Source organism: Leisingera sp. ANG-M1, from assembly GCF_000813745.1.
In the GTDB taxonomy this organism is placed as follows: Bacteria; Pseudomonadota; Alphaproteobacteria; order Rhodobacterales; family Rhodobacteraceae; genus Leisingera.
The window spans coordinates 282779-308436 of the sequence record NZ_JWLC01000006.1 but is presented as its reverse complement, the minus strand read 5'-3'; the positions used below and the strand labels follow the sequence as shown (position 1 = coordinate 308436).

At 63.9% G+C, this 25658-nt stretch carries 23 protein-coding genes and 1 tRNA gene; 13 read left to right on the top strand and 11 right to left on the bottom strand.

Going from position 1 to position 25658, the window contains the following annotated elements:
* The first annotated feature begins 6 nt into the window (after positions 1 to 6).
* A complete protein-coding gene (locus RA19_RS05325; RefSeq protein WP_039160206.1) occupies positions 7 to 2454 on the top strand; it encodes a GcvT family protein in 2448 nt (815 codons plus the stop codon).
* Positions 2455 to 2705: 251 nt separating this feature from the next.
* Here the strand turns inward: RA19_RS05325 and RA19_RS05320 are convergent, their stop codons facing one another.
* The 5 genes from RA19_RS05320 to RA19_RS05300 form a co-directional block, all read right to left on the bottom strand.
* Positions 2706 to 3731 (bottom strand): CsgG/HfaB family protein, encoded by a 1026-nt coding sequence (locus tag RA19_RS05320; protein ID WP_039160204.1) that lies wholly within the window; start codon positions 3729 to 3731, stop codon positions 2706 to 2708.
* A gap of 29 nt (positions 3732 to 3760) precedes the next feature.
* Positions 3761 to 4165 carry a curli assembly protein CsgF gene (locus RA19_RS25670; RefSeq protein WP_052261654.1) on the bottom strand — a complete coding sequence of 135 codons (405 nt, stop codon included), beginning with the start codon at positions 4163 to 4165 and terminating at the stop codon, positions 3761 to 3763.
* A 64-nt stretch (positions 4166 to 4229) separates the two neighbouring features.
* Positions 4230 to 5126: a hypothetical protein gene (locus tag RA19_RS05310; protein ID WP_039160201.1), complete on the bottom strand. Its 897-nt coding sequence runs from the start codon at positions 5124 to 5126 to the stop codon at positions 4230 to 4232.
* Between the two features lie 601 nt (positions 5127 to 5727).
* A tRNA-Ala gene (locus RA19_RS05305) sits at positions 5728 to 5803 on the bottom strand.
* A gap of 185 nt (positions 5804 to 5988) precedes the next feature.
* On the bottom strand, positions 5989 to 6315 hold the full coding sequence (locus tag RA19_RS05300) for a TIGR02300 family protein (protein ID WP_039160199.1): 327 nt from the start codon (positions 6313 to 6315) through the stop codon (positions 5989 to 5991).
* A 101-nt stretch (positions 6316 to 6416) separates the two neighbouring features.
* Here RA19_RS05300 and RA19_RS05295 point away from each other — a divergent pair, with 101 nt between their 5' ends.
* The 3 genes from RA19_RS05295 (at position 6417) to RA19_RS05285 (ending at position 9750) form a co-directional block, all read left to right on the top strand.
* Complete coding sequence (locus RA19_RS05295; RefSeq protein WP_039160197.1) at positions 6417 to 7103, top strand: M48 family metallopeptidase; 687 nt, start codon at positions 6417 to 6419, stop codon at positions 7101 to 7103.
* Between the two features lie 86 nt (positions 7104 to 7189).
* On the top strand, positions 7190 to 9016 hold the full coding sequence (locus RA19_RS05290; protein ID WP_039160195.1) for an adenylate/guanylate cyclase domain-containing protein: 1827 nt from the start codon (positions 7190 to 7192) through the stop codon (positions 9014 to 9016).
* A gap of 80 nt (positions 9017 to 9096) precedes the next feature.
* Complete coding sequence (locus RA19_RS05285; RefSeq protein ID WP_039160193.1) at positions 9097 to 9750, top strand: GntR family transcriptional regulator; 654 nt, start codon at positions 9097 to 9099, stop codon at positions 9748 to 9750.
* 197 nt (positions 9751 to 9947) lie between these two features.
* Here RA19_RS05285 and RA19_RS05280 read toward each other — a convergent pair whose 3' ends face one another.
* The gene (locus tag RA19_RS05280; protein WP_039160191.1) at positions 9948 to 10988 is read right to left on the bottom strand and encodes a zinc-dependent alcohol dehydrogenase family protein; all 1041 of its coding nucleotides are present in this window, start codon (positions 10986 to 10988) and stop codon (positions 9948 to 9950) included.
* A gap of 144 nt (positions 10989 to 11132) precedes the next feature.
* On the opposite strand from RA19_RS05280, the gene RA19_RS05275 reads away from it, so the two are divergent.
* On the top strand, positions 11133 to 11609 hold the full coding sequence (locus tag RA19_RS05275) for an Lrp/AsnC family transcriptional regulator (RefSeq protein WP_039160190.1): 477 nt from the start codon (positions 11133 to 11135) through the stop codon (positions 11607 to 11609).
* 534 nt (positions 11610 to 12143) lie between these two features.
* On the opposite strand, the gene RA19_RS05270 is transcribed toward RA19_RS05275, so the two are convergent.
* Entirely contained in the window at positions 12144 to 12896 is a 753-nt protein-coding gene (locus RA19_RS05270) for a hypothetical protein (protein ID WP_152615682.1), read from the bottom strand.
* 40 nt (positions 12897 to 12936) lie between these two features.
* Positions 12937 to 13899, bottom strand: coding sequence for an acetyl-CoA carboxylase carboxyltransferase subunit alpha (locus RA19_RS05265; protein WP_039160187.1), 963 nt, complete (start codon positions 13897 to 13899; stop codon positions 12937 to 12939).
* A 126-nt stretch (positions 13900 to 14025) separates the two neighbouring features.
* On the opposite strand from RA19_RS05265, the gene RA19_RS05260 reads away from it, so the two are divergent.
* Positions 14026 to 14859, top strand: coding sequence for an AraC family transcriptional regulator (locus RA19_RS05260; protein ID WP_039160185.1), 834 nt, complete (start codon positions 14026 to 14028; stop codon positions 14857 to 14859).
* A 100-nt stretch (positions 14860 to 14959) separates the two neighbouring features.
* On the opposite strand, the gene RA19_RS05255 is transcribed toward RA19_RS05260, so the two are convergent.
* Positions 14960 to 15556 carry a LysE family translocator gene (locus tag RA19_RS05255; protein ID WP_039160318.1) on the bottom strand — a complete coding sequence of 199 codons (597 nt, stop codon included), beginning with the start codon at positions 15554 to 15556 and terminating at the stop codon, positions 14960 to 14962.
* Between the two features lie 73 nt (positions 15557 to 15629).
* Here RA19_RS05255 and RA19_RS05250 point away from each other — a divergent pair, with 73 nt between their 5' ends.
* Positions 15630 to 16082, top strand: a complete 453-nt coding sequence (locus tag RA19_RS05250; protein ID WP_039160182.1) for an Lrp/AsnC family transcriptional regulator — start codon at positions 15630 to 15632, stop codon at positions 16080 to 16082.
* A 395-nt stretch (positions 16083 to 16477) separates the two neighbouring features.
* Here the strand turns inward: RA19_RS05250 and RA19_RS05245 are convergent, their stop codons facing one another.
* Together RA19_RS05245 and RA19_RS05240 are read right to left on the bottom strand one after the other, a co-directional pair.
* Positions 16478 to 17080 carry a hypothetical protein gene (locus tag RA19_RS05245; protein WP_039160180.1) on the bottom strand — a complete coding sequence of 201 codons (603 nt, stop codon included), beginning with the start codon at positions 17078 to 17080 and terminating at the stop codon, positions 16478 to 16480.
* Between the two features lie 73 nt (positions 17081 to 17153).
* Positions 17154 to 18113 (bottom strand): L-malyl-CoA/beta-methylmalyl-CoA lyase, encoded by a 960-nt coding sequence (locus RA19_RS05240; protein WP_039160178.1) that lies wholly within the window; start codon positions 18111 to 18113, stop codon positions 17154 to 17156.
* Positions 18114 to 18353: 240 nt separating this feature from the next.
* On the opposite strand from RA19_RS05240, the gene RA19_RS05235 reads away from it, so the two are divergent.
* From RA19_RS05235 to RA19_RS05210, 6 genes are all read left to right on the top strand, one after another.
* Positions 18354 to 19625: an MFS transporter gene (locus tag RA19_RS05235; RefSeq protein ID WP_039160176.1), complete on the top strand. Its 1272-nt coding sequence runs from the start codon at positions 18354 to 18356 to the stop codon at positions 19623 to 19625.
* Between the two features lie 114 nt (positions 19626 to 19739).
* A complete protein-coding gene (dgcN, locus tag RA19_RS05230) occupies positions 19740 to 20741 on the top strand; it encodes an N-acetyltransferase DgcN (protein ID WP_039160174.1) in 1002 nt (333 codons plus the stop codon).
* Positions 20742 to 20892: 151 nt separating this feature from the next.
* A complete protein-coding gene (gene dgcA / locus RA19_RS05225) occupies positions 20893 to 21858 on the top strand; it encodes an N-acetyl-D-Glu racemase DgcA (RefSeq protein ID WP_039160316.1) in 966 nt (321 codons plus the stop codon).
* A gap of 11 nt (positions 21859 to 21869) precedes the next feature.
* On the top strand, positions 21870 to 22730 hold the full coding sequence (locus tag RA19_RS05220) for a D-amino-acid transaminase (RefSeq protein WP_039160172.1): 861 nt from the start codon (positions 21870 to 21872) through the stop codon (positions 22728 to 22730).
* Positions 22731 to 22874: 144 nt separating this feature from the next.
* Positions 22875 to 23669 carry a hypothetical protein gene (locus tag RA19_RS05215; RefSeq protein ID WP_152615681.1) on the top strand — a complete coding sequence of 265 codons (795 nt, stop codon included), beginning with the start codon at positions 22875 to 22877 and terminating at the stop codon, positions 23667 to 23669.
* A 202-nt stretch (positions 23670 to 23871) separates the two neighbouring features.
* A complete protein-coding gene (locus tag RA19_RS05210) occupies positions 23872 to 25053 on the top strand; it encodes a CaiB/BaiF CoA transferase family protein (RefSeq protein WP_039160167.1) in 1182 nt (393 codons plus the stop codon).
* Positions 25054 to 25658: the final 605 nt, after the last annotated feature.

Here is a 25658-nt window from a genome sequence, read left to right as displayed (position 1 = left end):
AACGACATGACAGAACTCCCCAAAACCGCCAAGGCGGTCATCATTGGCGGCGGCATCATCGGCTGCTCGACGGCTTACCACCTCGCCAAGCTGGGCTGGACCGACACAGTTCTGCTGGAGCGCAAAAAGCTGACCTCGGGCACCACCTTCCATGCTGCGGGCCTGGTCGGGCAGCTGCGCTCGAACGCCAATATCACCCAGCTGCTGGGCTATTCGGTCGACCTTTACAACAAGATCGAAGAAGAAACCGGCCTGGGCACCGGCTGGAAAATGAATGGCGGCCTGCGGCTGGCCTGCAACGAGGAGCGCTGGACCGAAGTGAAGCGCCAGGCCACCACCGCGCATAGCTTTGGTCTGGACATGCAGCTGCTGACCCCGAAAGAAGCACAGGAGCTCTGGCCGCTGATGGACGTCTCGGACGTGATCGGCGCGGCCTACCTTCCCACCGACGGCCAGGCCAACCCGTCCGACATAACCCAGGCTTTGGCCAAGGGTGCGCGCATGGCCGGGGCCAGGATCTTTGAAGACACCAAGGTTACCGACATCGAGATCGAAAACGGCAGGATCCGGGCCGTGATCACCGAGCATGGCCGCATCGAATGCGAAAAGGTGATCTGCTGCGCCGGGCAATGGACCCGCACCTTTGCGGCCAGGTTCGGCGTCAACGTGCCGCTGGTGCCGATGGAGCACCAGTATATGGTGACCGAACCGTTTGACGGCGTGCCCTCGAACCTGCCGACCCTGCGCGATCCGGACCGGCTGACCTACTACAAAGAGGAAGTCGGCGGCCTGGTCATGGGCGGCTATGAGCCGAACCCGATCCCCTGGGCCGCCAATGGTATCCCGCAGGGCTTTCACTACACTCTGCTCGACAGCAACTATGATCACTTCGAACAGCTGATGGAGCTGGCGCTGGGCCGGGTGCCCGCGCTGGAGAACGCGGGTATCAAGACGCTGACCAACGGCCCGGAAAGCTTCACCCCGGACGGAAACTTTATCGTTGGCGAAGCGCCGGAGCTGCGCAATTTCTTCGTTGGCGCCGGCTTCAACGCCTTTGGCATTGCGGCCGGCGGCGGCGCTGGCATGGCGCTGGCAGAATGGGTGCACAAGGGTGAGCCGCCATTCGATCTCTGGTCCGCCGACATCCGCCGCTTTGGCCGCCCGCATTTCGACACCGACTGGGTGCGCACCCGCACGGTCGAAGCCTATGGCAAGCACTACACGATGGCCTGGCCGCACGAGGAGCATGACTCAGGCCGCCCCTGCCGCAAGTCGCCGCTCTATGACACGCTCAAATCCCAGGGCGCCTGCTTTGGCGAGAAGCTCGGCTGGGAGCGCCCGAACTGGTACGCGGATGCGTCGCAAGGGGAAACACCCAGGGACGAATACAGCTTCGGCCGCCAGAACTGGTTTGCCGCTGTCGGCCGCGAACACAAGGCCGCCCGCGAGGCCGCGGTACTGTTCGACCAGACCTCCTTTGCCAAATTCGCGCTGAAAGGCCCCGATGCGCTGGCCGCAATGAACTGGATCTGCGCAAATGACGTGGACAATCCGGCCGGGTCGCTGGTCTACACCCAGATGCTCAATGACAAGGGCGGGATCGAATGCGATCTGACGGTGGGCCGGGTGGCGCAGGACGAATTCTACATCGTCACCGGCACCGGATTTGCCACCCATGACTTCGACTGGATCAGCCGCAACATCCCTGCGGGCATGAATTGCCAGCTGTTCGACATCACCTCCTCCAACGCGGTGCTGTCGCTGATGGGGCCAAAGGCGCGGGATATCCTGTCCGCCGTCACCCGGGACGACGTTTCAAACGAGGGCTTCAAATTCGGCACCATCCGGACCATCGGCATTGCCGGCTGCCCGGTTCAGGCCCTGCGCGTCACCTATGTCGGCGAGCTGGGCTGGGAACTGCACCTGCCGGTGGAGTACGCTCAAACCGTCTATGCCGCGCTGATGGAGGCCGGGGCGCCGCACGGTCTGATCAATGCCGGCTACCGGGCCATCGAGTCTTTGCGGCTGGAAAAGGGCTACCGGGCCTGGGGGGCGGAAATCGGCCCGGATCACACGCCTTTCGAAAGCGGTCTTGGCTGGGCCGTCAAGCTCCGCAAGGAGACCAGCTTCAAGGGCCGGGCCGCCGCCGAAGCGCAGAAGGCAAACGGTGTAAAGAAAATGCTGGCTTGTTTCACCGTCGACCCTGACGTGGTGCTTTTGGGGCGGGAAACGATCTATCGCAATGGTGAGCGTGTCGGCTGGCTGACCTCCGGCGGTTTTGGCCACACGGTCGGAAAGTCGATCGGCTACGGCTACATCCGGAACCCTGACGGGGTAGATGCGGATTTTGTGACGTCAGGCACCTACGAGCTGGACGTGGCAACCCGGCGCGTGCCGTGCGAAGTCTCGCTTCAGCCGCTTTACGATCCCGGGATGGAGCGGGTGAAAGCCTAGGCTTCGATCAGCCCCAGCCGGGCGTGGGCCGTGAATGCGGCCCAGGCGTCTGGCCCTGCAACTGCCCAACCCGGCGCGCCAGCCCGCTGGCGCGCCTTTGTGCGTCCGGCTGTTTTGGTGCGACAGCGCGTCATTTGCGCCCTCCGGTCATGGCTTCGATCTTCCATCGGTTCGCCCTGGTGGTGCTGGCTGGGTTTGCAGGGGCAGGCGGCAGGCCGCTGGCTGCCTTTGCCCCGGAAGCCGGCGCCGCCTTAGGCCTTCAATGCAGCCAGCACGGCCTTGTTCTGCAGGATCTGCGACAGCCCCAGGCGGATGGCCGCATCCATGGCAAAGGCAGCGGGCTCGTTGATGACATAGCCGGCTTCAAACTCCAGCACCGTGTTCAAAGTGACATAGTTGAGGAAATCACCCTGCTTGCGCTTGGAGATCACGGTCTGCGCAATTGTTGAGCTGTCCAGAATTTCACCGCTTTGCGCATCCACCAGCCGCAAGGTGATTGTGATGCTGTCCTTGCGCATCTCCTTGGACAGGCCGACGTTGGAAATCCGGAGGCCGACCCCGCCCGAGGCGATATCGGCATCATAGGCAACCACTGCACCGGTGATCAGAAAATCCGCTGTTTGCAGGTGATGCACCGGCGGCGCGTAGGCAAAATTGGTGAACGGGACTTCCGGCTTGATGGCGCCCAGCTGGTCTTTGCGGTAGCGGTGGAAATTCGCTAGGGTCTGCTCCTTGGGCGGCATGCCGCCAGGCAGCACCATTCCGGCTTTTTCAAACGGCGTGTAGTCCGCCTCGATCTGTTTGCGCATGGCGGCCAGCCGCTGCTCGGCGGCGGCGATTTCCCCTGCGATCCGCGCGCGCTCGGCGCTCACATGCTCCCGCTGGCGCTGCTCGTTGACCTGGGCGATGGCCAGGCGGCGCTCGTTCAGCAAAGCGTCGGAGAACCGCCGCTCCAGCACCTTGAACCAGGTGCCGCCGCCGGTGTCGCGCAGCGCATCCACCACAAAGGCGTCCGCGCCCTGGGTGACCGCCTTGGAGTACTCCGCAAACTTCGTGTTCTTGGCGTGGGCACCGGTGAGATCCGGAATGTCATACACCGCGATGCGGACCGGGCGGCTGCGTTCGGGCAGGGCTTCCAGCGGCTGGTAGATCCGGCTTTGCCGCGCCAGGCTTTCCCCCGCAGTGAACAGCGCCGGCGGCGCCTGGTCAAAGGAGGGCGCTGCGCAGCCGGAAACCAGCGCAGCAGCGGCAAACAGGGCAAGGCGGCAAATCAGCATAATCAAATGGCTTTTCAAATAGCAGCAAGTCAAAGCGCCGGAACGATGATCTCTGTTGTCGTCACCCCGTCAGTGATCGTTACAACGACATCGCCGCCGACCGTTTCATAGACCACATCCAGCCCGCCGGCGGAAAACGAACCGGATTCCGACCGGTCCTCGCCGAAGATCTCTTCGACAATGTTGCTCGACAGTGTCGACAGAAGCCGCCGCTCCAGATCCTGGCTGAACTGCTCCAGCGAACTGGGCCGCTGCCGCTCATCCTCTTTGGGCCGCTTCTGGGTCTCCAGCAGGTTCAGGTAATAACTGCTGCTTAAACCGCTGCCGCCAAAGGAGGGCAGATTGAAGGAAAAAGTCTGATCCGAGGCGCAGGCAGGCGCGCCAAGCGCTGCGCAGGCAAGGGCCGCGGCGGGGCAAAGACGTTTGCTGGACATTCCGGTGCTCAAATTAGGATTGCAACGGGCGCGGCAATGGTCCGCGCCCGCCTGAAATGCGGGATCAGTTCTGCAGAATGGTGATATGGCCGCCATCGCCAAGCTGCGCAACGGTCGCAATGTTGCCATAGCCGTCCTGATTGACCTCAGCGAAATTGCCGGTGCCGGACTGGTCAACAAAGGCATAGTTCATGTCGCCGTTCTGGTGCAGCGTTGCGTTGTTGCCGAACTCGCGCTGGTAGACATGGGCGCTGTTGTCGCCGCCGTACTGGTTCACATCGGCGGTATGCCCGCCTGCGCCGCCGTCGGCTTCCTGGTAGATATAGGCAAAGTTGTTGATGCCGTCGCCATAGTACGAGGCAGTGCTGGCCGAGCCGCTGTTATAGCCCACCTGGTCAATGCCAACATAGCTGTCCTGGCCGTACTGGCTCAGCCAGACAGTGTGGCCGCCGTCCTGGGTGACTTCCGCCACGTTGCCGGTGCCGCCCTGATCCGCATGCGCTTGGTTGCTGTCACCGGTCTGGCTGACAGCAATGGTGTTGTTGTCATCATACTGGTAGATTTCAGCGAAGTTGAACGTGTTGTCCTGGAACACGCTGACGGTGTTATCAAAGCCGTTCTGTTCCACTTGCAACGTGTTGTCCATGGCCTCTTCGCCATCGATGGCGCTCTCCGGGCCCTGCTGGAACAGCACTTGGTTGTAGTCGCCCTGCTGCATAATGCCGGCGGCGTTGTTGAAGCCGGTTTGCCGCGCCGAACTGAAATCCCAGGCCGCAAGATCAGCTGTCGTGGTGTCGCCCCCTGCTGTGCCAATGGTGTTGCCGATACCGGACTGATCCACATAGAGGCTGTTGTCGCCCTCGGTCATGATAACCAGCGTGTTTTCATTTGCGTAGCCGGCGGCGGGCAAGGCGAGAGCCAGTGCCGACACGCCTGCCAGATAAATTTTGCGATGCGTCATGTTAGAATACCTCCAAGAATGAATGCAAATGACTCTTGTTAAAGTTGTCTTTTGCTAGAGAACTGAAACACATAATTTTAGAGTTTTCCACATCAAATTATTGATTAACTTAAGTTAATTTTTGAACCGCCAATCGTGCGCGGATTGCGCCTGCGGAAGCGGGCAATAAAATTGAGCAATTTTGGGTTGCATCTCCAATGGGGGAAGCCGCTTGGCTTCCGAAACTGCCCGGGACGCTAATGTCCCGCGCCAGCCAGCCTTCTCAGCCGGATCCCGGCTTTGGCGGCCTGCTGCCTGCCGCTCTGCTGCAGCGGGCCGGTGCGGCGGACAAGCCGGAAGATCCCAAACGGTCGCCGGAGGAGATCAAAGATCCTCAAAGAGAATACGAAGGTGCTTTCGGACGGGCATCTTCGAAGCGGTTGCCAAGAGGCGGCCTGCGCCGTGGAATGTACGGAATAAGAGCAACTGCCGGCGAGGGTGGGGGATGCCTGGAGAGCTTTTAGCTTAAGAAGCAGCTTACTCCGCAAGCAGAGAACCTCGGGCCGCGCATTTGCCGCCACAGTTCAAGCGCTTAGCTTACATACGGATCATGTTGAAGATTTGGTGGAGCCTAGGGGAGTCGAACCCCTGACCTCTTGCATGCCATGCAAGCGCTCTCCCAACTGAGCTAAGGCCCCAAACCTGTCCGCTGCGGTGTCTCCGTTCCGTTTCCGGTGCGGCCCGTCTTGCGGTGTGAGCGTCGTTTACGGGACGGCGGCGCAGGCTGCAAGCGGAAAATGCGCCGGGGTCCAAATTTTTTCCAGGCCGCCCTGGAGAACAGCCCGGGGACGGCCGGATGCCGCCCCGAACCGCTTGATCCGTCTCAGGAATCGTCGTCCGGCGACGACATGTCGGCGATGTCGTCCAGCGAGACGTTGTCATCATCATCGTCATCGTCCAGGACATCATCGCCCAGATCCATGTCGACGTTGTCGTCATCTTCCAGGACCACGTCATCGCCGTCCATGTTCTCTTTGGCCTTCAGGGTGGCCGCGTCTTCGGCATCGGCTTCGATCATCCGGGTCTTGCCGGTATCCAGCTCGACCACCTCGCCGGTGTAGGGGCTGACGATCGGGTCCTTGTTCAGGTCATAAAAGCGCTTGCCTGTGGTGGGGCAGACGCGCTTTACACCCCATTCTTCCTTGGGCATGTGGATCCCCTTGATTTACTGGTGAGTCGTATCGACGATTCCGGTGCCTTGCCATATGAGGGGGGCACTGTCAAAGCCTAAGCCTGGAAAGGGGCGCGCGTATGGCCGAACATCACCTGCCCGGGGAGCCGCCGGTGCCGCTGACCCTGCGCCGTTCGGCACGGGCGCGGCGGATCAGCCTGCGCATTTCCTCGCTGGACGGGCGGGTGACTCTGACCCTGCCCGCAGGGCTTCCGGAACGCACCGCGCTGGCCTTTGCCGAGGAAAAGGCCGACTGGATCCGGTCGCATCTGGAGAAACACCCGGAAGCGCTGGAGGCCGCCTTTGGCGCGGTGCTGCCCATTGACGGCCAGGACCGGGTGATCGAGCCCGCTCCGGGCCGCCGCATTCAGCTGGACGCGGGGCGCATTGCGGTGCCCGGGGACAACCCGGGCCGGCCCCTGCAGCGCTACCTGAAAGAGCTGGCCCGCAACCGGCTGGCCGAGGCTTCGGATTTTTATGCGGCGCGGCTCGGCAAGGGCTACAGCCGCCTCACGCTGCGCGACACCCGCTCGCGCTGGGGCTCCTGCACCGCCGACGGCGGGCTGATGTACTCCTGGCGGCTGATCCTGGCACCGCCGGCGGTGCTGCGCTATGTCGCCGCCCATGAGGTGGCGCATCTGCAGGAGATGAACCATTCCCAGGCGTTCTGGGACACGGTCGAGCGGCTCCACGGCCGTTACCAGGCCCCGCGCGCCTGGCTGCGCGAAAACGGCGCCAGCCTGCACCGCTACCGCTTCGGCGATTGAAACCAGCGCTTTGCGGAGCGGCCCGGGCGGGCTAAGCTCTTTGCAAGTTTCCGTTTTCAGTTTTCCCTGTTGCCAGGGGTCCGCCCGTGCCAGACAAACCGCAACGCCGCCTAGCCGCCATCTTTGTGCTGGATGTCTCCGGCTTCAGCCGCATGATGGCCGAGGACGAGGCCGGCACGCTGAACCAGGTGCTGGCGCAGCAGCAGAGCCTGATCGCACCGGCCATCCGCGCCCATCAGGGCCGCATCGTCAAGCTGATGGGGGACGGGGTGCTGGCGGTCTTTCCCAGCGTGATCTCGGCGGTTGAGGCCGCGGCTGAAATCCAGGCCGGCGCCGCCCGCGGCCGCCATCTGAAGCTGCGGATCGGCATCAATCTGGGTGAAGTGATTATTGCCCAGGGCGACGTCTATGGCGATGAGGTCAATATTGCCGCCCGTCTCGAAGCGCTGGCACCTGTCGGCGGGGTGGCCCTGTCGGCAGCCGCGTACAGCCAGGTGCGCAACCGCATCCCCTACAGGTTCGACGATCTCGGTTTGCATGAGGTCAAGAATATTCCGGAGCCGGTGCAGGCCTATGCGCTGGGGGAGGAACTGACATCGCTGCCCAGTCTGAGCCAGGCTGCACCGCAGGCCCGGCCGGAACCGGGGGGCGGGGCTAAGCGGTCCGTGCGGGGTGTTTGGATCGCAGCCGCAGCTTGCGCCGCTTTGGCTGCCGCGGGCGGCGGCTGGTGGCTGGCGGGGCAGCCTGGCTTCAGGGACAGCCAGCCGGAAATGCCGCTCCCTGCCGTTGAGGCTGCCCGATTGCCGCCGCTGATTGCCGTGCTGCCCTTTACCACCGGGTCCGGGCCGCCTGAGCTGGGGCATGCGCTGTCCGGCGAAGTCATCCGGGCGCTGTCCTCTATTCCTGGTCTGGCAGTTGTGGCGCCGGACAGCAGCCTGGCCGCAGCAGGCCTGCCGCCCGAGCGGGCCGCAGAACTGCTTGGCGCCGAATATGTGATCAGCGGCCATTTGCCGGGGCCGCCGCTGCAGGGCATCCGGCTGCAGATCCATGGAGGCTCCGGACGGGCAGGGCTCCCGGCCCGCCCGCAGACCAGCTTGCCCAAGTTGACCGCGGCAGCGGCGGCGGACATTCTGGTCTACTTCGGCCAGCCGCTGCCATCGGGCCGGGCGGTCCTGGTGCCGGACCAGGCCCTGATGCAGCTGCTGGTGGCGCGCAGCAAGCTGGCAGAGGGGGAGCGCGGTGCTGCCGGTCTGGCCTTGCAGCAGGCCCTGCTGCTGGAACCCGGACTGGCCGAGGCGCGGGTGCTGCAGGCCATGCTGGAACTCGACTTTCTGACCGGGCCGCTGGCGGGCCTGCCGCAGCGCGCGGTCCGGGCTGCCCAGCGGCTGGAGGGGCTGCCGGCGGCGCCGGGCGTCTTGCGTATCCGCGCTCTCGCGGCGCAATTCGGCGGCCGCCCCGGGGCAGCGCTGGACCACGCCCGGATGCTTCAGCAGGAATATCCGAATGATGCCGATGGCCACCTGCTGCGGGCTTGGCTGCTGCATTTGGCCGGGCAGGGGGCGGCGGGCGAAGCGGCCTACGCCACGGCACGGCGGCTCAACCCGGTGCTGCCCGCCCGCTACCGCAGCCTGCGCGCTGCGATGCTGTTTGCCTCCGGCCGGGACGAAGCCGCTGCAGCGGCTGCGGGCTTGGCACTGGAGATGGAGCCCAGGGCACAGCTCGCTCTGGCAGTGCGCTGTGCGGGCCTGTCCGGCCTGGGCCGATTCGACGAGGCCGGACGCCCTTGCGCGCAGCTTGCCGCGGCCGGCCTGACACTGGAGCAGGCCGCAGGCGCTTTCCCGCACGGGGCTGCGGCAGCGCAGCAGCGCCTGCGCACCGGGCTTAGCCTGGCCGGGCTGCCGGGGCAGCGATAAGCGGTGAAGGGCTGCGCCGCGTGATCACACGCGCGGATCTGTCCGCTTGACGGCGGCGGGCTTTGTGATCACATGAAAGCATGAACTTGACTGCCCGCTCTTCCCAGGATGCCGCCGCCCCGGCCCATGACCGTGTCTACCGCGCCTTGCGCACCCGCATCATGCATGGCGAGGTCACCCCTGGCGCTGCGCTCACCCTGCGCGGCATCGGCCGTGAATTCGAGGTCTCGATGACACCTGCGCGCGAAGCAGTGCGGCGGCTGGCGGCGGAAGGCGCGCTGTTCCTGTCCTCGTCGGGCCGGGTATCAACGCCGGAGCTCACCAACGAGCGGATCGAGGAGCTGGCCGCCCTGCGCGCATTGCTGGAGGTGGAGCTGGCCAGCCGCGCCCTGCCGCGTGCCCATATGGCGCTGATCGACCGGCTGCAGATGATCAATGCCACCGTGGCCGAAATGGTCTCCAAACGCGATGCGGTGGGCTACATCCGCACCAACCTGGAGTTCCACCGCACGCTCTATCTGCGCGCCCAGGCGCCGGCCATGCTGGCGATGGCCGAGACGGTCTGGCTGCAGCTCGGCCCCACCATGCGCGCTTTGTACGGCCGTCTGCGCCGCACCGACCCGCCGCAGAACCACCGGCTGATCATCGCCGCGCTGAAGGCAGGCGACGAGCCAGGCTTGCGGCTCGCGGTGCGCTCGGATGTCACCCAGGGTCTGCGGCTGCTGGCCGGCTAGTCCGGCCCTGCAGTCTTTCGCCTGGCAAAACGGGGGGGCTCCCGCCTGCTCCGGTCAATTTTGGAAAATTGCCCTCACAGTTGGGCGTGGCCCGGCGCCGCAGGCGCCGGGCCACGCCCAAGGCCGCCAGCGGCGCCGGCTTTGGCCGGTGGTGCGCGGGCGCGGGAGGGCTGCCGGACCTGTCTGGCAGGGGCGGTTTAGAAGCGAGTGATGACAGTGGCCCCCAGGGCCTGGAACCGGTCCATTTCCGTCAGCGCCGCAACGGACTGCTCCAGGCTGATCTCTTGCCCCACCAGCCGCTCCGGCGCCAGTTTGCCGGATTGAACCATGTCCAGCATCGCACCATAGCGGTGTGCCTGCATGCCGTGGCTGCCCAGGATCTCCAGCTCATCCGCAATCACCCGTGCCATCGGAACCTGCGGCGTGCTGTGATCCGCCAGCATCAGCCCCACTTGCACATGCTTGCCCCGCTTGCGCAGGCAGTTCACCGAATTGAAGCAGGTCTGCGGATGCCCCAGCGCATCCAGCGACACATCTGCGCCGCCGCGGGAGATCTCGCGCACGGCCTCTGCCACATCCGCAACGGTGCTTGAATTGACCGCAGCAACCGCCCCCAGATCGCGGGCCAGCGCCAGCTTGTCTTCCGCAATGTCGATGGCAATCACATTGGCGCCCAGCGCATTGGCAATCATTACCGCCGACAGACCGACGCCGCCGCAGCCATGCACTGCCACCCATTGCCCGCCCGAAACCCGGCCCTGATCCGCCACCGCCCGGAACGAGGTGGCAAAGCGGCAGCCGAGGCTGGCGGCGGTGGCAAAGCCCATGTCTTCAGGAAGCGCCACCAGGTTCAGATCGGCTTGGTGAATCGAGACATATTCCGCAAAAGACCCCCAATGGGTAAAGCCGGGCTGAAACTGGCTGTGGCAGACCTGCTGATGGCCTGCGTGGCATTCAGGGCATGCACCGCAGCCGCCCACAAAAGGCACCGTCACCCGATCGCCGGCCTTCCATTTCTTAACATCCTTGCCCGCGGCCATCACTGTCCCCGCCAGCTCATGCCCTGGCACATGCGGCAGGGTGATATCCGGATCATGCCCCATCCAGCCATGCCAGTCGCTCCGGCAGACACCGGTAGCTTCGACCTTGATCACCACGCCGTGGGGTTCGGGCGCGGGGTCCGCCACGGTCTTCACCTGCGGCGCTTGGCCAAAGCTTTCGTACAAAACGGCTTTCATCTCGGTGCCTTTCTTTCCGGGTTGCGGGAGCGGCCCTTATTAGCAAAGCGGCATAGGAGAGAGCATTCCATTTCCCGCTTCGATTCAGCAATTCGAGGGGGTATTCTTTCTAAAATTGCAATAATTGAGCGGGAGTCTTCCTCAATGGCGCAAATCGATAAAACGGATGCCTTGATTCTGGATCATTTGCAAAGGGACGGCCGGCTCTCCAATGCCAAGCTGGCCGAGCGGCTGTCGCTCAGCGAAACCCCCTGCTGGCGGCGGTTGAAACGGCTGAACGAGGAGGGGATCATCGAGGGCTATCAGGCGGTGCTGAACCGGCGCGCACTTGGGTTTGGCGTGATGGCCTTTGTCCAGCTCAGCTGCACCGAGCACGACGCGGCCACCACCGCCGAGTTCCAGCGCGCGATCGAGGCCAGCCCCAATGTGCTGGCCTGCCACAACACCACCGGCGATGCGGACTTCCTGCTGCAGGTGGTGGCGCGCGACCTGGACGACTACAGCCGCTTTGTCGAAACCGTGCTGCGCCGCCTGCCAGGGGTGTCCGGCATCAAGTCGAGCCTGTCCTTGCGCGAATTGAAATCCTCCAGCCATCTGCCGGTTCGCGAACTGCGGGTCTGAGCCTTAGCCGCGACGCTCCCGCCCGCGCAGACCTGCCTGCCAGGCAGGCCTTTGCAGTTGGGCCAGGCTCAGCGCAAGCGCTGAGCCTGGCCCAAGGCCGCCAGCAGCACCGGCCCCCGCCGGTGTCGCGCGGGCGCGGGAGGGCATCCGGCGATATAAATAGACGGTTCAATTTTCCGGATCTGCCGTTGCGCCGTACCTCGGGGAACCAGCCATCCGTGCTGTGCTGCAGCCTGGAGGCGGGAGAGGGCAGGTGGAGTGGCGCCGCTCGGGAGGCCAGCCGTATCCTTTGCGGTACGCCGTCGCGCAGACCGTGCTGTCTGAAGCAGGGATGCCCCTGCCGCTCTTAGGCGCTCAAGAAGATCTTCTTGCCTTCAAGGGCACCGTGCGGGCACAGGCCGCTCTTTGCGCTCTCTGTCCGCTGCAGCACTGCAGCTGCTGCGTGTTAAAGATATGCCTGGCAAAGTTTGGGCCGCAGCGGATGGATGGGAGAGAGACCATTAGGCAGATTGCGGACACGCCCGCGCGCCATTTTCAGGTCTTTGAGAGAATGAGTGTGCCGTCTCTCAACTGACGTTTGACCCCCTCGGAAAACCGCATCCTGATTTCCATGCCAGCCGGTCTTCCCGGTTTCTGACGGTTCAACCTGCCGCGCAGCCCGGTGAACAGGTCAAGCCACAGTGCCAGCATGTCCTCTTGCTGGCTGCGGCTTTGAAACTTGTCGCAGATGCCTCTGTTGAAGGCGGCCCAGCTGAGCCCGGTCACATAGGCTGCGACCGGGTCAACATTCCGGTTGCGTTTGGATGCGCCTGCGGCGTCCCGCACAACCTTCCCGTTCCCGTCAATCACAAGCAGTTTGGCTTCATCATGGACCGGGACGCCGATCCCTGTGACAATTATTGTGACAGTACCGACCTCTGTGTCTCGTTCGAGAGGACGATCCGGCAAGGGCCCGTAATTCGGTACAACTCGCTGGCAAAAGAAGCCGATTTGAAAACCCTTGAAACAAACCAGATAACTGCCGCCAAATTCCCGGCCGCCGCCGTAGGCGTGCATCGATATTGTCTCGTCTTCCGTGAGGATCGATCTTTGCCGCCCCGGAGCGGGGGTATGGCGCACCAGCCAGTACTTCAGCCCGGCTGATGTTTCGAGACAGGGTGCGTCCGCAGGCGGCTTAAGCGTCCTCTGGAAATCCATCATGCGTATGTCCTGCTGCTGTTCCAATCCCGTCACCGCCGGCCAGCCGCCGGAGCCTTTGCAGCCTTTCAAAACAAAACAACCCGGCATTGCGGCCGGGTTGAAGAAGTCCGTCTCAGAGGGCCGCCACTTAGGCTGCGAGCCCCTTGGAACCGATATCGAGGAACTTCTGGCGCCGGTCCTTGACCAGCTCGCCCGCGTCCTTGCCTGCCAGCTCGTCCAGCATCTCCTGAATTGCACCGCCAACAGCGGCCATCGCCGCCTTGGCGTCGCGGTGGGCGCCGCCCATCGGCTCGGGGATCACCCGGTCGTTCACACCCAGTTTCTGCAGGTCCTGCGCGGTCAGGCGCAGCGCTTCTGCGGCTTCGCGCATCTTCTCGGCATCCTTCCACAGGATCGAGGCGCAGCCCTCGGGCGAGATCACCGAATAGATCGAATGCTCCAGCATCGCCACCCGGTTGGCCGAAGCAAAGGCCACCGCGCCGCCCGAGCCGCCTTCGCCGATGATCACCGAAATTAGCGGCACGCCGATCTGCAGGCACATCTCGGTCGAGCGCGCAATCGCCTCCGACTGGCCGCGCTCCTCGGCGCCCTTGCCGGGGTAGGCGCCGGCGGTATCGACCAGGGTGATCACCGGCAGCTTGAAGCGGCTGGCCATCTCCATCAGGCGGATCGCCTTGCGGTAGCCCTCGGGGCGCGCCATGCCGAAATTGCGCTCGATGCGCGATTTGGTGTCCGAGCCCTTCTCGTGGCCGATCACCACCACCGGCTGGTCGTTGAACCGGGCCAGGCCGCCCATGACAGCCAGGTCGTCGGCAAAGTTCCGGTCGCCGGCCAGCGGCGTATACTCGGTGAACAGCGCGTCGATATAGTCTTTGCAGTGCGGCCGGTCCGGATGGCGCGCCACCTGGCATTTGCGCCAGGGGGTCAGATCCTTGTAGAGATCCTGCAGCAGCTGTGCCGCCTTGGCGTCCAGCGCCGCGGCCTCGTCTGCTACATCCATTTCTTCGTTCGCGCGCGCCAGCGCCCGCAGCTCCTCCGCCTTGCCTTCAATTTCGGCCAGCGGTTTTTCGAATTCCAGATACTGGGTCATATCGCCTCTGCTCTGCAGGTTTGCAGCTATATGGCCTTAGCGGCGGCAAGATGCAACTCAGCAAGATTTGTGATTTGCTGCCATGGCATGAGGTGAGGGCAGAGAAAGACACAGGAGACGCCGCAAATGGCCGCCAGCTACGAAGACCGGATCCTCAGGGTTCTGGCCTATATCCATGACCATCCGGACGGCGACCTGTCACTGGACACATTGGCCGATGTGGCGGCAATGTCGCGGTTTCACTGGCACCGGGTGTTCCGGGCGCTGACCGGCGAGACTTGCGCGCAAGCCGTGCGCCGGATCCGGCTGCACCGGGCCGCGGTCTGGCTGGCGCAGGACGGGCTGACTATCGCACAGATAGCTGCCCAGGCGGGCTATCCCAACCAGGGCAGCTTCTCCCGTGCTTTCTCTGACGCGTATGGCAGCAGTCCGGCGGCGTTCCGCTGTTCCGGGCAATTGCGGCTGCCCAACCCCAACCTCAGAACAGGAAGTTATCCCATGCATGATGTTACGACCCGCGACGAACTTTCCCGCCGGCTGGCGGGCCTGCCGCACAAGGGCGCGTACCACGAAATCGGCAAGAGTTTTGAAGCCTTCGGCGCGATCTGCGAAAGCCGCCGCCTCTGGCCGCAAGTGGGTGCGGTGCTGGGGGTTTATTTTGACAGCCCCGAAACCGTTGCCGAAGAAGAGCTGCGCAGCTTCGCCGGGGCTGAGTTTGCCGGCGATGCGCTGCCCGAGGGCATGGAAGAGGTGAAACTGGCAGGCGGCAAGACCGCGGTGCTCACCTACAAGGGGCCGTACTCCGGCATCCATGCCGCCTACCACAGCCTGTTCGGCAACTGGCTGCCGCAGTCGGGCGAGGAGCCGGCTGATCAGCCTTGCTATGAGATCTACCTCAACAACCCGCGCGACACCGCACCGGAGGAGCTGCTGACCGAGATCTGCCTGCCTTTGAAGTAAGCGCCCGGTGTGAGCCGCCACCCTGCCGCAGGCAGGGCAGCGCCCGCCCCGGTGCAGTGGGCGGGCGCTCCGCCCCTTCGGGCCGGGCGGGCGTTTCGCCTTATTGCGGCCAGATCACCGGGTACAGAGAGGCGACCAGCAGCACCGCCATGGTCCAGTTGAACAGGGTAAGGCGCCGCCGGCTGGTCAGGAACCGCGCCATCTGCTGGCCCAGCACTGTCCAGGAGCCGACCGAAGGCAGGTTGATGGCGCCGAAGATCACACCGACCAGCAGGATTGCCGTCAGGGTCTGATCCGGGGTGTAAGCGCTGATGGCGGTCAGGGCCATCGCCCAGGCCTTGGGGTTCACCCATTGAAACGCCGCCGCCTGCAGAAAGGTCATCGGCGTCCCGCCCCCGCCCTTGGCCTCCACCGGCGCGGCATTGGCGATCTTCCAGGCCAGCCAAAGCAGGTAAACCACCGAGACAGCTTTCAGCACCGTGTAGCTGACCGGAAAGGCATCAAACACCTGCACCAGCCCGGCCCCGACCAGCAGCACCATGAACACGAAACCCAAGGCGACCCCCAGCATATGCGGGATGGTACGGCGGAAGCCGAAGTTGGCACCTGAGGCCATCAGCATCAGGTTGTTGGGCCCCGGAGTGATCGAGGAGACAAAGGCAAACAGCGCCAGCGCGGTTAGGAGTTCATAGGTCATGCGCAAAAGCATTGCGCGCAACCTGCCAAATGTAATTGCGTTTTGCAGCGCTTGCAGCCTATTTTCGCAACTAATGGCGAAAACAGACCGTATTAATCAGCAGATATTGCAAGAGCTCTCCCGCGACGGCCGCATCAGCAACCTGGAGCTGGCCGAGCGGGTGGGGCTGTCGCCTTCGGCCTGCCTGCGCCGGGTGCAGGAGCTGGAGCGCACAGGGATCATCACCGGCTACCGTGCTGTGCTGGACCGCGAACAGATGGGGCATGGCTTTGTCACCTACATCGGCGTCGGCCTGGGCGAACACACCAAGGAAGCGCAGCTGGCCTTTGAACGCGCCATGCAGGCCGCGCCGGAAGTGGTGGAATGCCACAATATCACCGGCACCATCGAATACCTCTTGCGCGTCGAATGCGCCGATCTGCCCAGCTACAAGCGCTTTCACACCGATATCCTCGGCACCTCGCCTTACGTGACCGGCATCACCACCTATGTGGTGATGGGCTCGCCCAAGGACCTGCGGGCGTGAGGCTTTGCCGGCCGGGGATTTGAGTATTTGAGGAAAGATGAAACGGAGCAGTTTTCATCTTTCAAAAAATACTTCTTGCGCGGCCTTTGCTGCAGGCGTGCGGCTGCGAGTGTTGCGAACCCGGCGCACGCACCGCTTGCCCGATCTTAAGCTGTCCGGTCCATAGTGCGTCTTGATCGCGGTCACCCGCCGGGCCTGACACCTCCGGCATCCCAGGAGCAGGTTCCTCTAAGGGGGACGTGCAGAGACAACGTTTAGCACGCGGGCGGATACGCCCGTCCACCTCCGCCTTTTTGGCGGCGCCGCCAATTCGTAACCGCCTGGCAGATTTAAAGCGCAGGACAAGGGAACAGAGACGAGCCAACACCGGCAGGGCAGGGGCCTTGGCCCGGCAGCTAGCCTTGCGCAAGCAGGTACGCTGCCGCCAGTTCCGGCGAGGCCAGCACCGGTACATCTGTGCCTGCGCGGATGGTTTCTGCCGCACCCGTCATTGAGGCCTGCGCCAGCACCACGCAGCCGAAGGTGCCCCCTTCCAGCGCTTGCAGCACATCCGCCGCAATGGCTTGCGCAAACCCGCCGCTGTCTCCTGCCTCGAACAGCGGCCAGCGCGGTCCCAATTGCAGGCAGGTGAGCTGCGGGTCGCGGGTGCCAAAGGCGCGGTGCAGCAGCGCTTCTGAAGGTTCAGCCGTGCTGTCCAGGCAATAGGCCATCAGCACCGGGCCGCCAAGGCGCGCGGCCTCTTGCATCATCGGCCAGTCGATCCGGATCGCACCCGCTTCTTCCGCTGCTTTGCCGATGGTGGTGCAGGTGCACAGCACTGTGCCCCGTGCTGCCTGGATTGCTTCAGTGATCTCACGGCGCAGAGCAATATCAATCCCGCCCTGCGCCCGCTGCAGCCAATCGGGGCGGACGACATGGGTAAAGCCCGCCTCCGGCGCCAGCGCATCAAAGGCGGCAGCATGCACCGCAGCCGTGTGCAGCAGAGTAATCCTGCTCATGAAATCCTCTCCTCGAACCAAAAAAGGGCGCCCCATTGGGACGCCCTGCAAAACCTTCTTTCACGGACCGGCGTCAGCTGCCCGCGATCAGCTCGGCCTGCGCCACAATCACCTCGGCCTGCTTGATCGAGGCGATGTCGACCAGGCGGCCCTTATACACCGTGGCACCGGCGCCCGACGCCTTGGCTTCTTCCATTGCGGCGAGAATTTCGCGCGCTTCCTGGACCTTTTCGTCCGAAGGGGTGAAGACCTGATTTGCCAAGGCGATCTGGCTGGGGTGGATGGCCCATTTGCCGACCATGCCGAGGGTCGCCGAGCGTTTCGCCTGGGCGATGTAGCCGTCTTCGTCCGAGAAGTCGCCGAACGGCCCGTCGACCGGCAGAATGCCATGGGTGCGGCAGGCGGCGACAATCGCCGCCTGGGCCCAGTGCCAGGGGTCCGACCAGTGTTTCTGGCCCTCGCGGATCATGTAGTAGTCTTCCTGGGTGCCGCCGATGCCGGTGGTCTGCATGCCCATCGAGGCCGCGAAGTCCGCCGCGCCCAGGCTCATCGCCTGCAGGCGGGGGGAGGATTTGGCGATGTCCTCGGCATGGGCGATGCCCGCAGCCGATTCGATGATCACCTCAAAGGAGATCGGCTTGGTGCGGCCCTTGGCGCGTTCGATGGCGGTGACCAGCGCGTCCACGGCATAGACGTCTTCGGCGCAGCCGACTTTCGGGATCATGATCTGGTCGAGCCGGTCGCCGGCCTGTTCCAGCAGATCCACCACATCGCGGTACCAGTAAGGGGTGTCGAGCCCGTTGATCCGCACCGACAGGTACTTGCTGCCCCAGTCCACAGTGTTGATCGCTTCGATCACATTGGCGCGGGCCTGATCCTTGTCAGTCGGCGCCACCGAATCCTCGAGGTCGAGGTTGATGACGTCCGCCGCCGAGGCCGCCATCTTTTCGAACAGCTTGACCTTGGAGCCAGGGCCGAACAGCTGGCAGCGGTTGGGGCGCGCAGGAGCTGCGGGCTGGATGCGGAATGACATGCGGAAACCTCCCGGGGTAAGGAAATTGCAGAATTTTCGCCCTTCGAGTTATTAAATTGCGCGGACGCTTGCAAGCATATTTTGCACCTGCGGCAAAGAACGCCGCGTTGCGGCAATCCTGTTTGCGCCCCCTGTTTGCGGCCTTTGCGTCGCAAACCCGCGCGAACCTGCCGTTCGCCAGGCATTACGGATAGGGCAAGACATGGGGCGTCAGAGAACCCCGTGCGGAAAAGGAGTTTCATGAAACGCGCATTGATCGAGAACTGGGCCCTGTTTCTGGGCATGTTGATGCTGATGGTGGCCAACGGGCTGCTGGCAACGCTGCTGACGATCCGCGGCAATGGCTTGGGGTTTTCCGATTTCACCATCTCGGTGATGCAGGCCTGTTATCCGCTGGGCGCACTGGCAGGCACGGTGCTGGCTCCGAAGATGGTCGAGAAGGTGGGGCATATCCGGGTGTTCTCGGCGCTGGCCTCGCTGGTGTCGATTGCGGCGATTATCCATCTGCTGACCACCGACCCTTACAGCTGGTCGGCAATGCGCTTTTTAGGCGGGATCTGTTTTCCGGGGCTCTACGTGGTCACTGAAAGCTGGCTCAACGCCAAGGCAGAAAACCGGATCCGGGCGCAGGTCCTGTCGGTCTATTTCGTGATCCAGCTGGCGGGGCCTGCGCTGGGCACCGCGCTGGTGGGTTTTCCGGACCCCAGCGGCAACCTGTTGTTCGGGCTGGTGTCGATCCTGATCTCGCTGTCGATCGTGCCGCTGCTTTTGTCCGACAACCGGGCACCGGACTACACTGCGCCCGAGCGGATGCCGGTGCGTAGGCTCTACCGCGTCTCGCCGATGGCGGTGATGGGGATCCTGCTGATGAGCGTTGCGGTCTCGGCCACCTTCATCTCGCTGCCGCTGTATCTGCTGCCGATGGGCTTCAGCGCGGCGGAGGCATCAGGCGCGCTGGTGATTGCGCTGATCGCTGGCGCGCTGGTGCAATACCCGGTGGGCTGGATCTCGGACCATACCGACCGGCGCTATGTGGTGTTCGGGCTGGGCATGCTGACCGCTGCAGCCAGCGCCTGGGTGGCGCTGGAGAGCTCGCCCTCGCGGGCGGTGATCGGCTTTGCGGTGATCGCCATGGGCACTTTTCCCGCCTATTCGATCCTGACGGCCCATGCCAATGACCAGTTGAAACCGTCGCAGATCGTGCCGGCCAGCGGTGCCATGGTGTTCCTGCTGAACGTGGGCCTCCTTGCAGGAACGCTTTTGGGCCCGAACGCCATCAGCATGGCGGACGGCCGCGGGCTGCCGCTGCTGCTTGCCATTGTCGGCAGCGGGGTGGCGGTGATCGCCATGGCCCGCCGGGTGCAAGAGGCTGCACCGGAGGAAACCGGCGAGGTGCAGGCGATGGGCGTGATCGGCGTTGCCCAGCCCGGAGTGCTGCAGGCGGAATCATGGCTGCCGGAGGAGGAAACACCTGCAAGCAGCAAGCCTGGAGAAGATTCTTCGACAACTTAACCAATTTCGCGAAGAAAATCGCGCGAGAGTAACTTTCTTGCGCGATTTCGAGAGGACTTTGCGTGAAATTGGCCTGACATTGGCGCGACCTGTTAAACTCGAAGGATGAGCGCGATGATCGAGACCCCTTATCTGCTGTTCCTGGGCGACGCGCCTGACATGCTGGCCGCCAAGGTTGCCATCGGCATCCGCGACTGGCGCCCTGACCATGCGGTTGGCCAGATCCGCCTGCCGGGCTGCGGCGCGGACCTGGGGATCAAGGACATGACCCTGGCCGAAGCTAAGGAAGCCGGCGCCAAGACCCTGGTGATCGGCGTTGCCAACCGCGGCGGCGTGATCTCCGAGGCCTGGAAGGAAGTCCTGATCGAAGCGCTGGAAATGGGCTATGACCTGGCCTCCGGCCTGCACAACCTGCTGCGCGACGAAGGCGACCTGGTGGCTGCGGCTCAGACCCACGGCGGCACCCTGCACGACGTGCGCGTTCCCACCGTCGGCTACCCGATCGCCAACGGCAAGCCCCGCACCGGCAAGCGCTGCCTGGCTGTCGGCACCGACTGCTCGGTCGGCAAGATGTACACCGCCATGGCGATGGACAACGAGATGCGCGAGCGCGGCATGAAGTCGACCTTCCGCGCCACCGGCCAGACCGGCATCCTGATCACCGGCCACGGCGTGCCGCTGGACGCGGTCATCGCCGACTTCATGGCGGGCTCCATCGAGTACCTGACCCCGGACAACGACGAAGACCACTGGGACCTGATCGAAGGCCAGGGCTCGCTGTTCCACGTGTCCTACTCGGGCGTCACCATGGCGCTGGTGCACGGCGGCCAGCCGGACGCGCTGATCCTGTGCCACGAGCCGACCCGCACCCATATGCGCGGCCTGCCGGAATATGACGTTCCGACCCTGGAATCGCTGCGCGACGTCGCTCTGCCGCTGGCGCAGCGCGCCAACCCGGCCTGCCAGATCGTCGGCATCTCGGTGAACACCCAGCACCTCAGCGAAGACGAAGCCGTGAAATACCTGGCCGAAGTCGAAGAGCGCATGGGCCTGCCCGCCGTCGACCCGTACCGCCACGGCGCAGGCCGCCTGGTAGACGCGCTGGCCGCAGTCTGATCTAACAGCTCCCGCCGGAGGTTTTCAGGTGCGCCCTGGGATGCCTCCGGCGGGAGTATTTTTGCAAAGAAGAAGAGGCGGGATGCCTTTCCGGGCCGGGCGCGTGCCGGGCCGTGTTGGCGGCTGTCTTGGCAATGGGAAGGAACAGGCGATGCAGGTCTCCGTCACCCCGGACGTTTTCAAACTGGCGCAGGTGTTCACCATCTCGCGCGGCTCGCGCACCGAGGCCAAGGTGCTGACCGTCAAGGTCGAGAAGGATGGCGTTACCGGCTGGGGCGAATGCGTGCCTTATGCCCGCTACAATGAAACTCTGGAAAGCGTGACTGCCGAGATCGAGGGTCTGCCCGCCGATTTCACCCGCGAAGAGTTGCAGTCGCTGCTGCCCGCCGGTGCCGCCCGCAACGCGGTCGACTGTGCGCTGTGGGATCTGGAGGCGAAACAGGCCGGCAAACGGGTCTGGGAACTGGCCAGGCTGCCGGAGCCCAAGGCGGAGATCACCGCCTATACCCTGTCGCTCGATACCCCTGAGAACATGCAGAAGCAGGCGGCGGAAAATGCTTTCCGCCCGCTGCTGAAGATCAAGCTCGGCACCCCCGACGATATGCCCCGTCTGGAAGCGGTGCGTGCCGGTGCGCCGGACGCCAAGATCATCATCGACGCCAACGAAGGCTGGTCGGCTGAGGTCTATGCAGACCTAGCGCCGCATCTGGTGCGCCTCGGTGTCGAACTGGTCGAGCAGCCGCTGCCTTCGGGCGAGGACGGCGCCCTGATCGGCATGGAGCGCCCGGTGCCGGTCTGCGCCGACGAAAGCTGCCATGACCGCGAAAGCCTGCCCAAGCTCAAGGGCAAATACGATGTGGTCAACATCAAGCTGGACAAGACCGGCGGCCTGACCGAGGCGCTGAAGCTGCGCGAACAGGCCTTGGCCGAGGGCTATCAGGTGATGGTCGGCTGCATGGTCGGATCCTCTCTGGCAATGGCGCCGGCGACGCTTGTGGCGCAGGGTGCGGCGGTAACGGATCTTGACGGGCCGCTGCTTCTGGCCGAAGACCGCGCAACACCTTTGACATTCGACCAGGACGGGGTTCACCCGCCTGCAGCTGAACTTTGGGGCTGAGGAGAGAGACAATGACCCGTACCGTTTATGTGAATGGCGAATACCTGCCCGAGGGCGACGCCAAGGTTTCGATCTTTGACCGCGGCTTCCTGTTTGCCGATGCGGTCTACGAGGTGACCTCGGTTCTGGACGGCAAGCTGATCGACTTCGAAGGCCACGCGGTGCGCCTGGAGCGCTCGCTGAACGAGCTGGACATGCCGTCGCCCTGCACCAAGGACGAACTGCTGGAAATCCACCGCAAACTGGTAGAGCTGAACGGCATCGAGGAAGGCCTGGTCTACCTGCAGGTTTCGCGCGGCTCTGACGGCGACCGGGATTTCGTGTTCCCCTCGGAAGACACCCCGCCGTCGCTGGTACTGTTCACCCAGAACAAGCCCGGCCTGGCCGACAGCCCGGCCGCTGCTAAAGGCGCCAAGATCATCTCGATCGAAGACATCCGCTGGGGCCGCCGCGACATCAAGACCGTGCAGCTGCTGTATCCGTCCATGGGCAAGATGATGGCCAAGAAAGCGGGCTGCGATGATGCCTGGCTGATCGAGGACGGCCATGTGACCGAGGGCACCTCGAACAACGCTTACTTCGTCAAGAACGGCAAGATTGTGACCCGGCCGCTCAGCAACGACATCCTGCACGGCATCACCCGCGCCGCGGTGCTGCGCCTGGCGGAAGAAGCGCAGATGGAAATCGAAGAGCGCCTATTCACCATCGACGAAGCGAAAGAGGCGGATGAGGCCTTCACCACCTCCGCTTCGGCCTTTGTGATGCCGGTGGTCGAGATCGACGGCGTCACCCTGGGCGACGGCACCCCGGGCCCCATCGCCAAACGCCTGCGCGAGATCTACCTGGAAGAAAGCCGCAAGAAAGCAGTCTGAGGCAGGCAGAAAGATTTATAAGGTTTTGAACGGGCTGGATTTTCCAGCCCGTTTTTCGTGGTGCGGGTTGCGGGGCTGCAACAATTCCGTTTGCGGCTGGCGTGTGTTTGGCGCCCGCCTTGCAATTCAGGGCAGTTTTCGGAGATGCAGTCTGCAGCAAGACACATTTTTAGGGACCAGATTTTGAAACTGCATTTTCTGACCGCAATTTTCTGCGGTACCTTCGCCGCCTCAGCAGCTTTGGCCCAAGCGCAACCTGACGGAGACCGGGTTGCGGTGGAAGTGAGTGCCGGTATCGGCCATAGGACCAGTGACAGATTTTTGGACACGGCCAGTGCCGAGGCTGGTTTGCGTTTCGGAGCATTGCTGGGCGAACGGTTCCGGCTGATTGGGTCTGCCGCGCGGGGTATAACCCGGCTTGTTGAAGACCGTGCCCGGGATGAGGGCGATGATTTCTCTGCTGACTATAACATCACCGCTGCATGGGACATCGGTGGCGCGCATGAAGTCCGCTTAGGCTATTCTTACTCCCGGTATGAATACAGGCTGGGCCCGGCTCCGGCGCGGGCATTTGTCGGCGAGAGCGAGTCCGTGAGGCTGAGGTATTCCTATTTTGCTGAGTGGGGGCAGGCGGGAATTGGCGTGACTGAGTTCCTCGGCGGCCCATCCAATCCCGCATTTTCTGTAGGCGGCGAGTACAGGCTGAACGCGCCGGGACGTAAAACAGAGCTTTATGTAACCGGCGGGGCCGGAGGATTTGCGCGGTCCGACGATAAGGGGTTTTCGCTGGGCCTGCGCGCCAAAATGCCCAAAGGCTATAATCTGTATGCCAGTGCATCCCGTAATTACTTTAGCAGCGGCGCCAACAACAGCAGCTTCAGCCTGACGCTGGTGAAGTCCTTCGGTGTCAATGCCGGACGGATTTTCCGGCGCCACTGACCGCGGGCCTGCCAAATCTGGCGGCGGGGAGGCGCCCCGCCCTTTCACCTTTGCCAAAATACTCCGGGGTGAATTGGCCGCCAGGCCAAGAGGGGCAGCGCCCCTTCTGCTGCCGCTTGAAAACGACGCGGGCGATGGCGGAAACAGACCGGTAAGCCTTGCCCATTGCTCCTAGCCTCGCTGTAACAGGGGAGGGTTATCCATGCGGCCATTTGAAGGTATCCGGGTTCTCGACCTGACACATGTCTTTGCCGGGCCCTTTGCAGCCTACCAGCTGGCGGTCCTGGGCGCAGAAGTGATCAAGATCGAGCCGGTCGGCCAGCCCGACATGACCCGCAGCGAGGGCGCCGACCCGGAGCTGAATGCGCAGGGCATGGGGCTGGCTTTTCAGGCCCAGGGAGCGGGCAAGAAATGCCTGGCGCTGGATCTGGCAATGCCGGAAGGGCAGGAGATCTTTGCCCGCCTGGTGCAGAGCGCAGATGTGGTGGTGCTGAATTACACCCTGCCGGCGGTGCAGCGGCTGGGGCTCACGTATGAGCGGCTGGCGGAGCTGAAGCCTGATCTGATCTATTGCGCGATCAGCGGTTTCGGGCAGCAGGGGCCGAAAGCAGAGCACCCGGCCTATGACACAGTGATCCAGGCCTTCAGCGGTATCATGGCGGCCAATGGCGAGGCCGGGCAGGACCCGGTGCGGGTCGGGCCTGCGATGGTGGATTACGGCACCGGAGCCCAGGCAGCCTTTGCCATCGCCGCGGCGCTCTACGGGCGGGCGGTGACAGGCCGGGGGCGGCGCATTGACGTGGCAATGGCCGATGCGGCGCTGATGCTGCAGAACTCCGGTGCGGCGCAGGCGCTGGCCACCGGCAAGGGGCCGCGCCCGCATGGCAACCAGGATCCGTCGCTTGCAGGCTATTCGGCTTACCAGACGGCAGAAGGCACGCTGATGATCGGCGCCTACACCAACCGCCAGATGGCCGCCCTGATGCGCAGCATCGGCAGGCCGGGCGAGGCGGAGGCAATCGAGCGGACGCCGCGGGCGGGTATCGCTGCCCGCAGGACGTGGGATGCGGATATCCTGGCCGAAGTGATGAAATCGCGGACTGCAGCGGAGTGGGAAGACTTGCTGAATGCCCATCATGTTCCGGCTGCACGGGTCCGGGTTCTGGAAGAAAGCCTGGCAGAACCGCAGTATCAGGCCCGCGGCGTGGTGCAGGACGTCGATGGGTGCAAGCGCACGGTGGCAGGGTTCTCCTACTGCCATGGCAGCCCGTCGCTGGATCATGGGCCGAAAGCCTACGGCGCGGACAGTGCCGCGGTATTGGAAGCGGTCGGTATTTCGCCTGAGAGGTTCGAAGCGCTGAAAGCCCGGGAGGCGGTGGCCTGACACGCTGCGGCAGCGCTGTTCGCTGACGGGCGGGCTCCCGCCTGCCGGATCTGCATTGAAAATGCAGCCCCTGCAGTTGGGCCCGGCGCCGCGCAAAGCGCGGCGCCGGGCCCAAGGCCGTCCGGAAGTCCGGCCTTGGGCCGGAGTTCCGCGCGGGCGCGGGAGCGCTTGGCTGGCGTTTGAGACATCTTTGGAGTTCCGTGCCGGACGGGCAACGCCGGCAGGTTCCGGGATGCTTCAAACCAAAGGAATAAGGCTTTGCCTCCGCGGCCGGAGCCCCCGAGGTAATCCGGTTTGGTGCGGCAAGTGGCGCAGCCGTGCTGCATTTGTGTTCGGCCGTTTGAAAGGTTGCGGCGCAATGCCTTCCTTAGCGTGAGATGTCCAAAGGTTGTCTCTTATGCCATCACACGTGCTGCCGCCGTTTCTGGTGACAGATGATGCAGATCCTCTGCTGCACCGCAATTGATAGCCAGAAGACAATTGTTCCCGGTATCCCGGCCAGGCTGGTGGAGCCGCAGCTGTCCTTGAGAAGGCCCTTTCCTGCGCCGCCCTCGCCAAAGTCACAACCGGCGTTCCGTCACGGCTGAACGGCTCCCGCCGCGGCA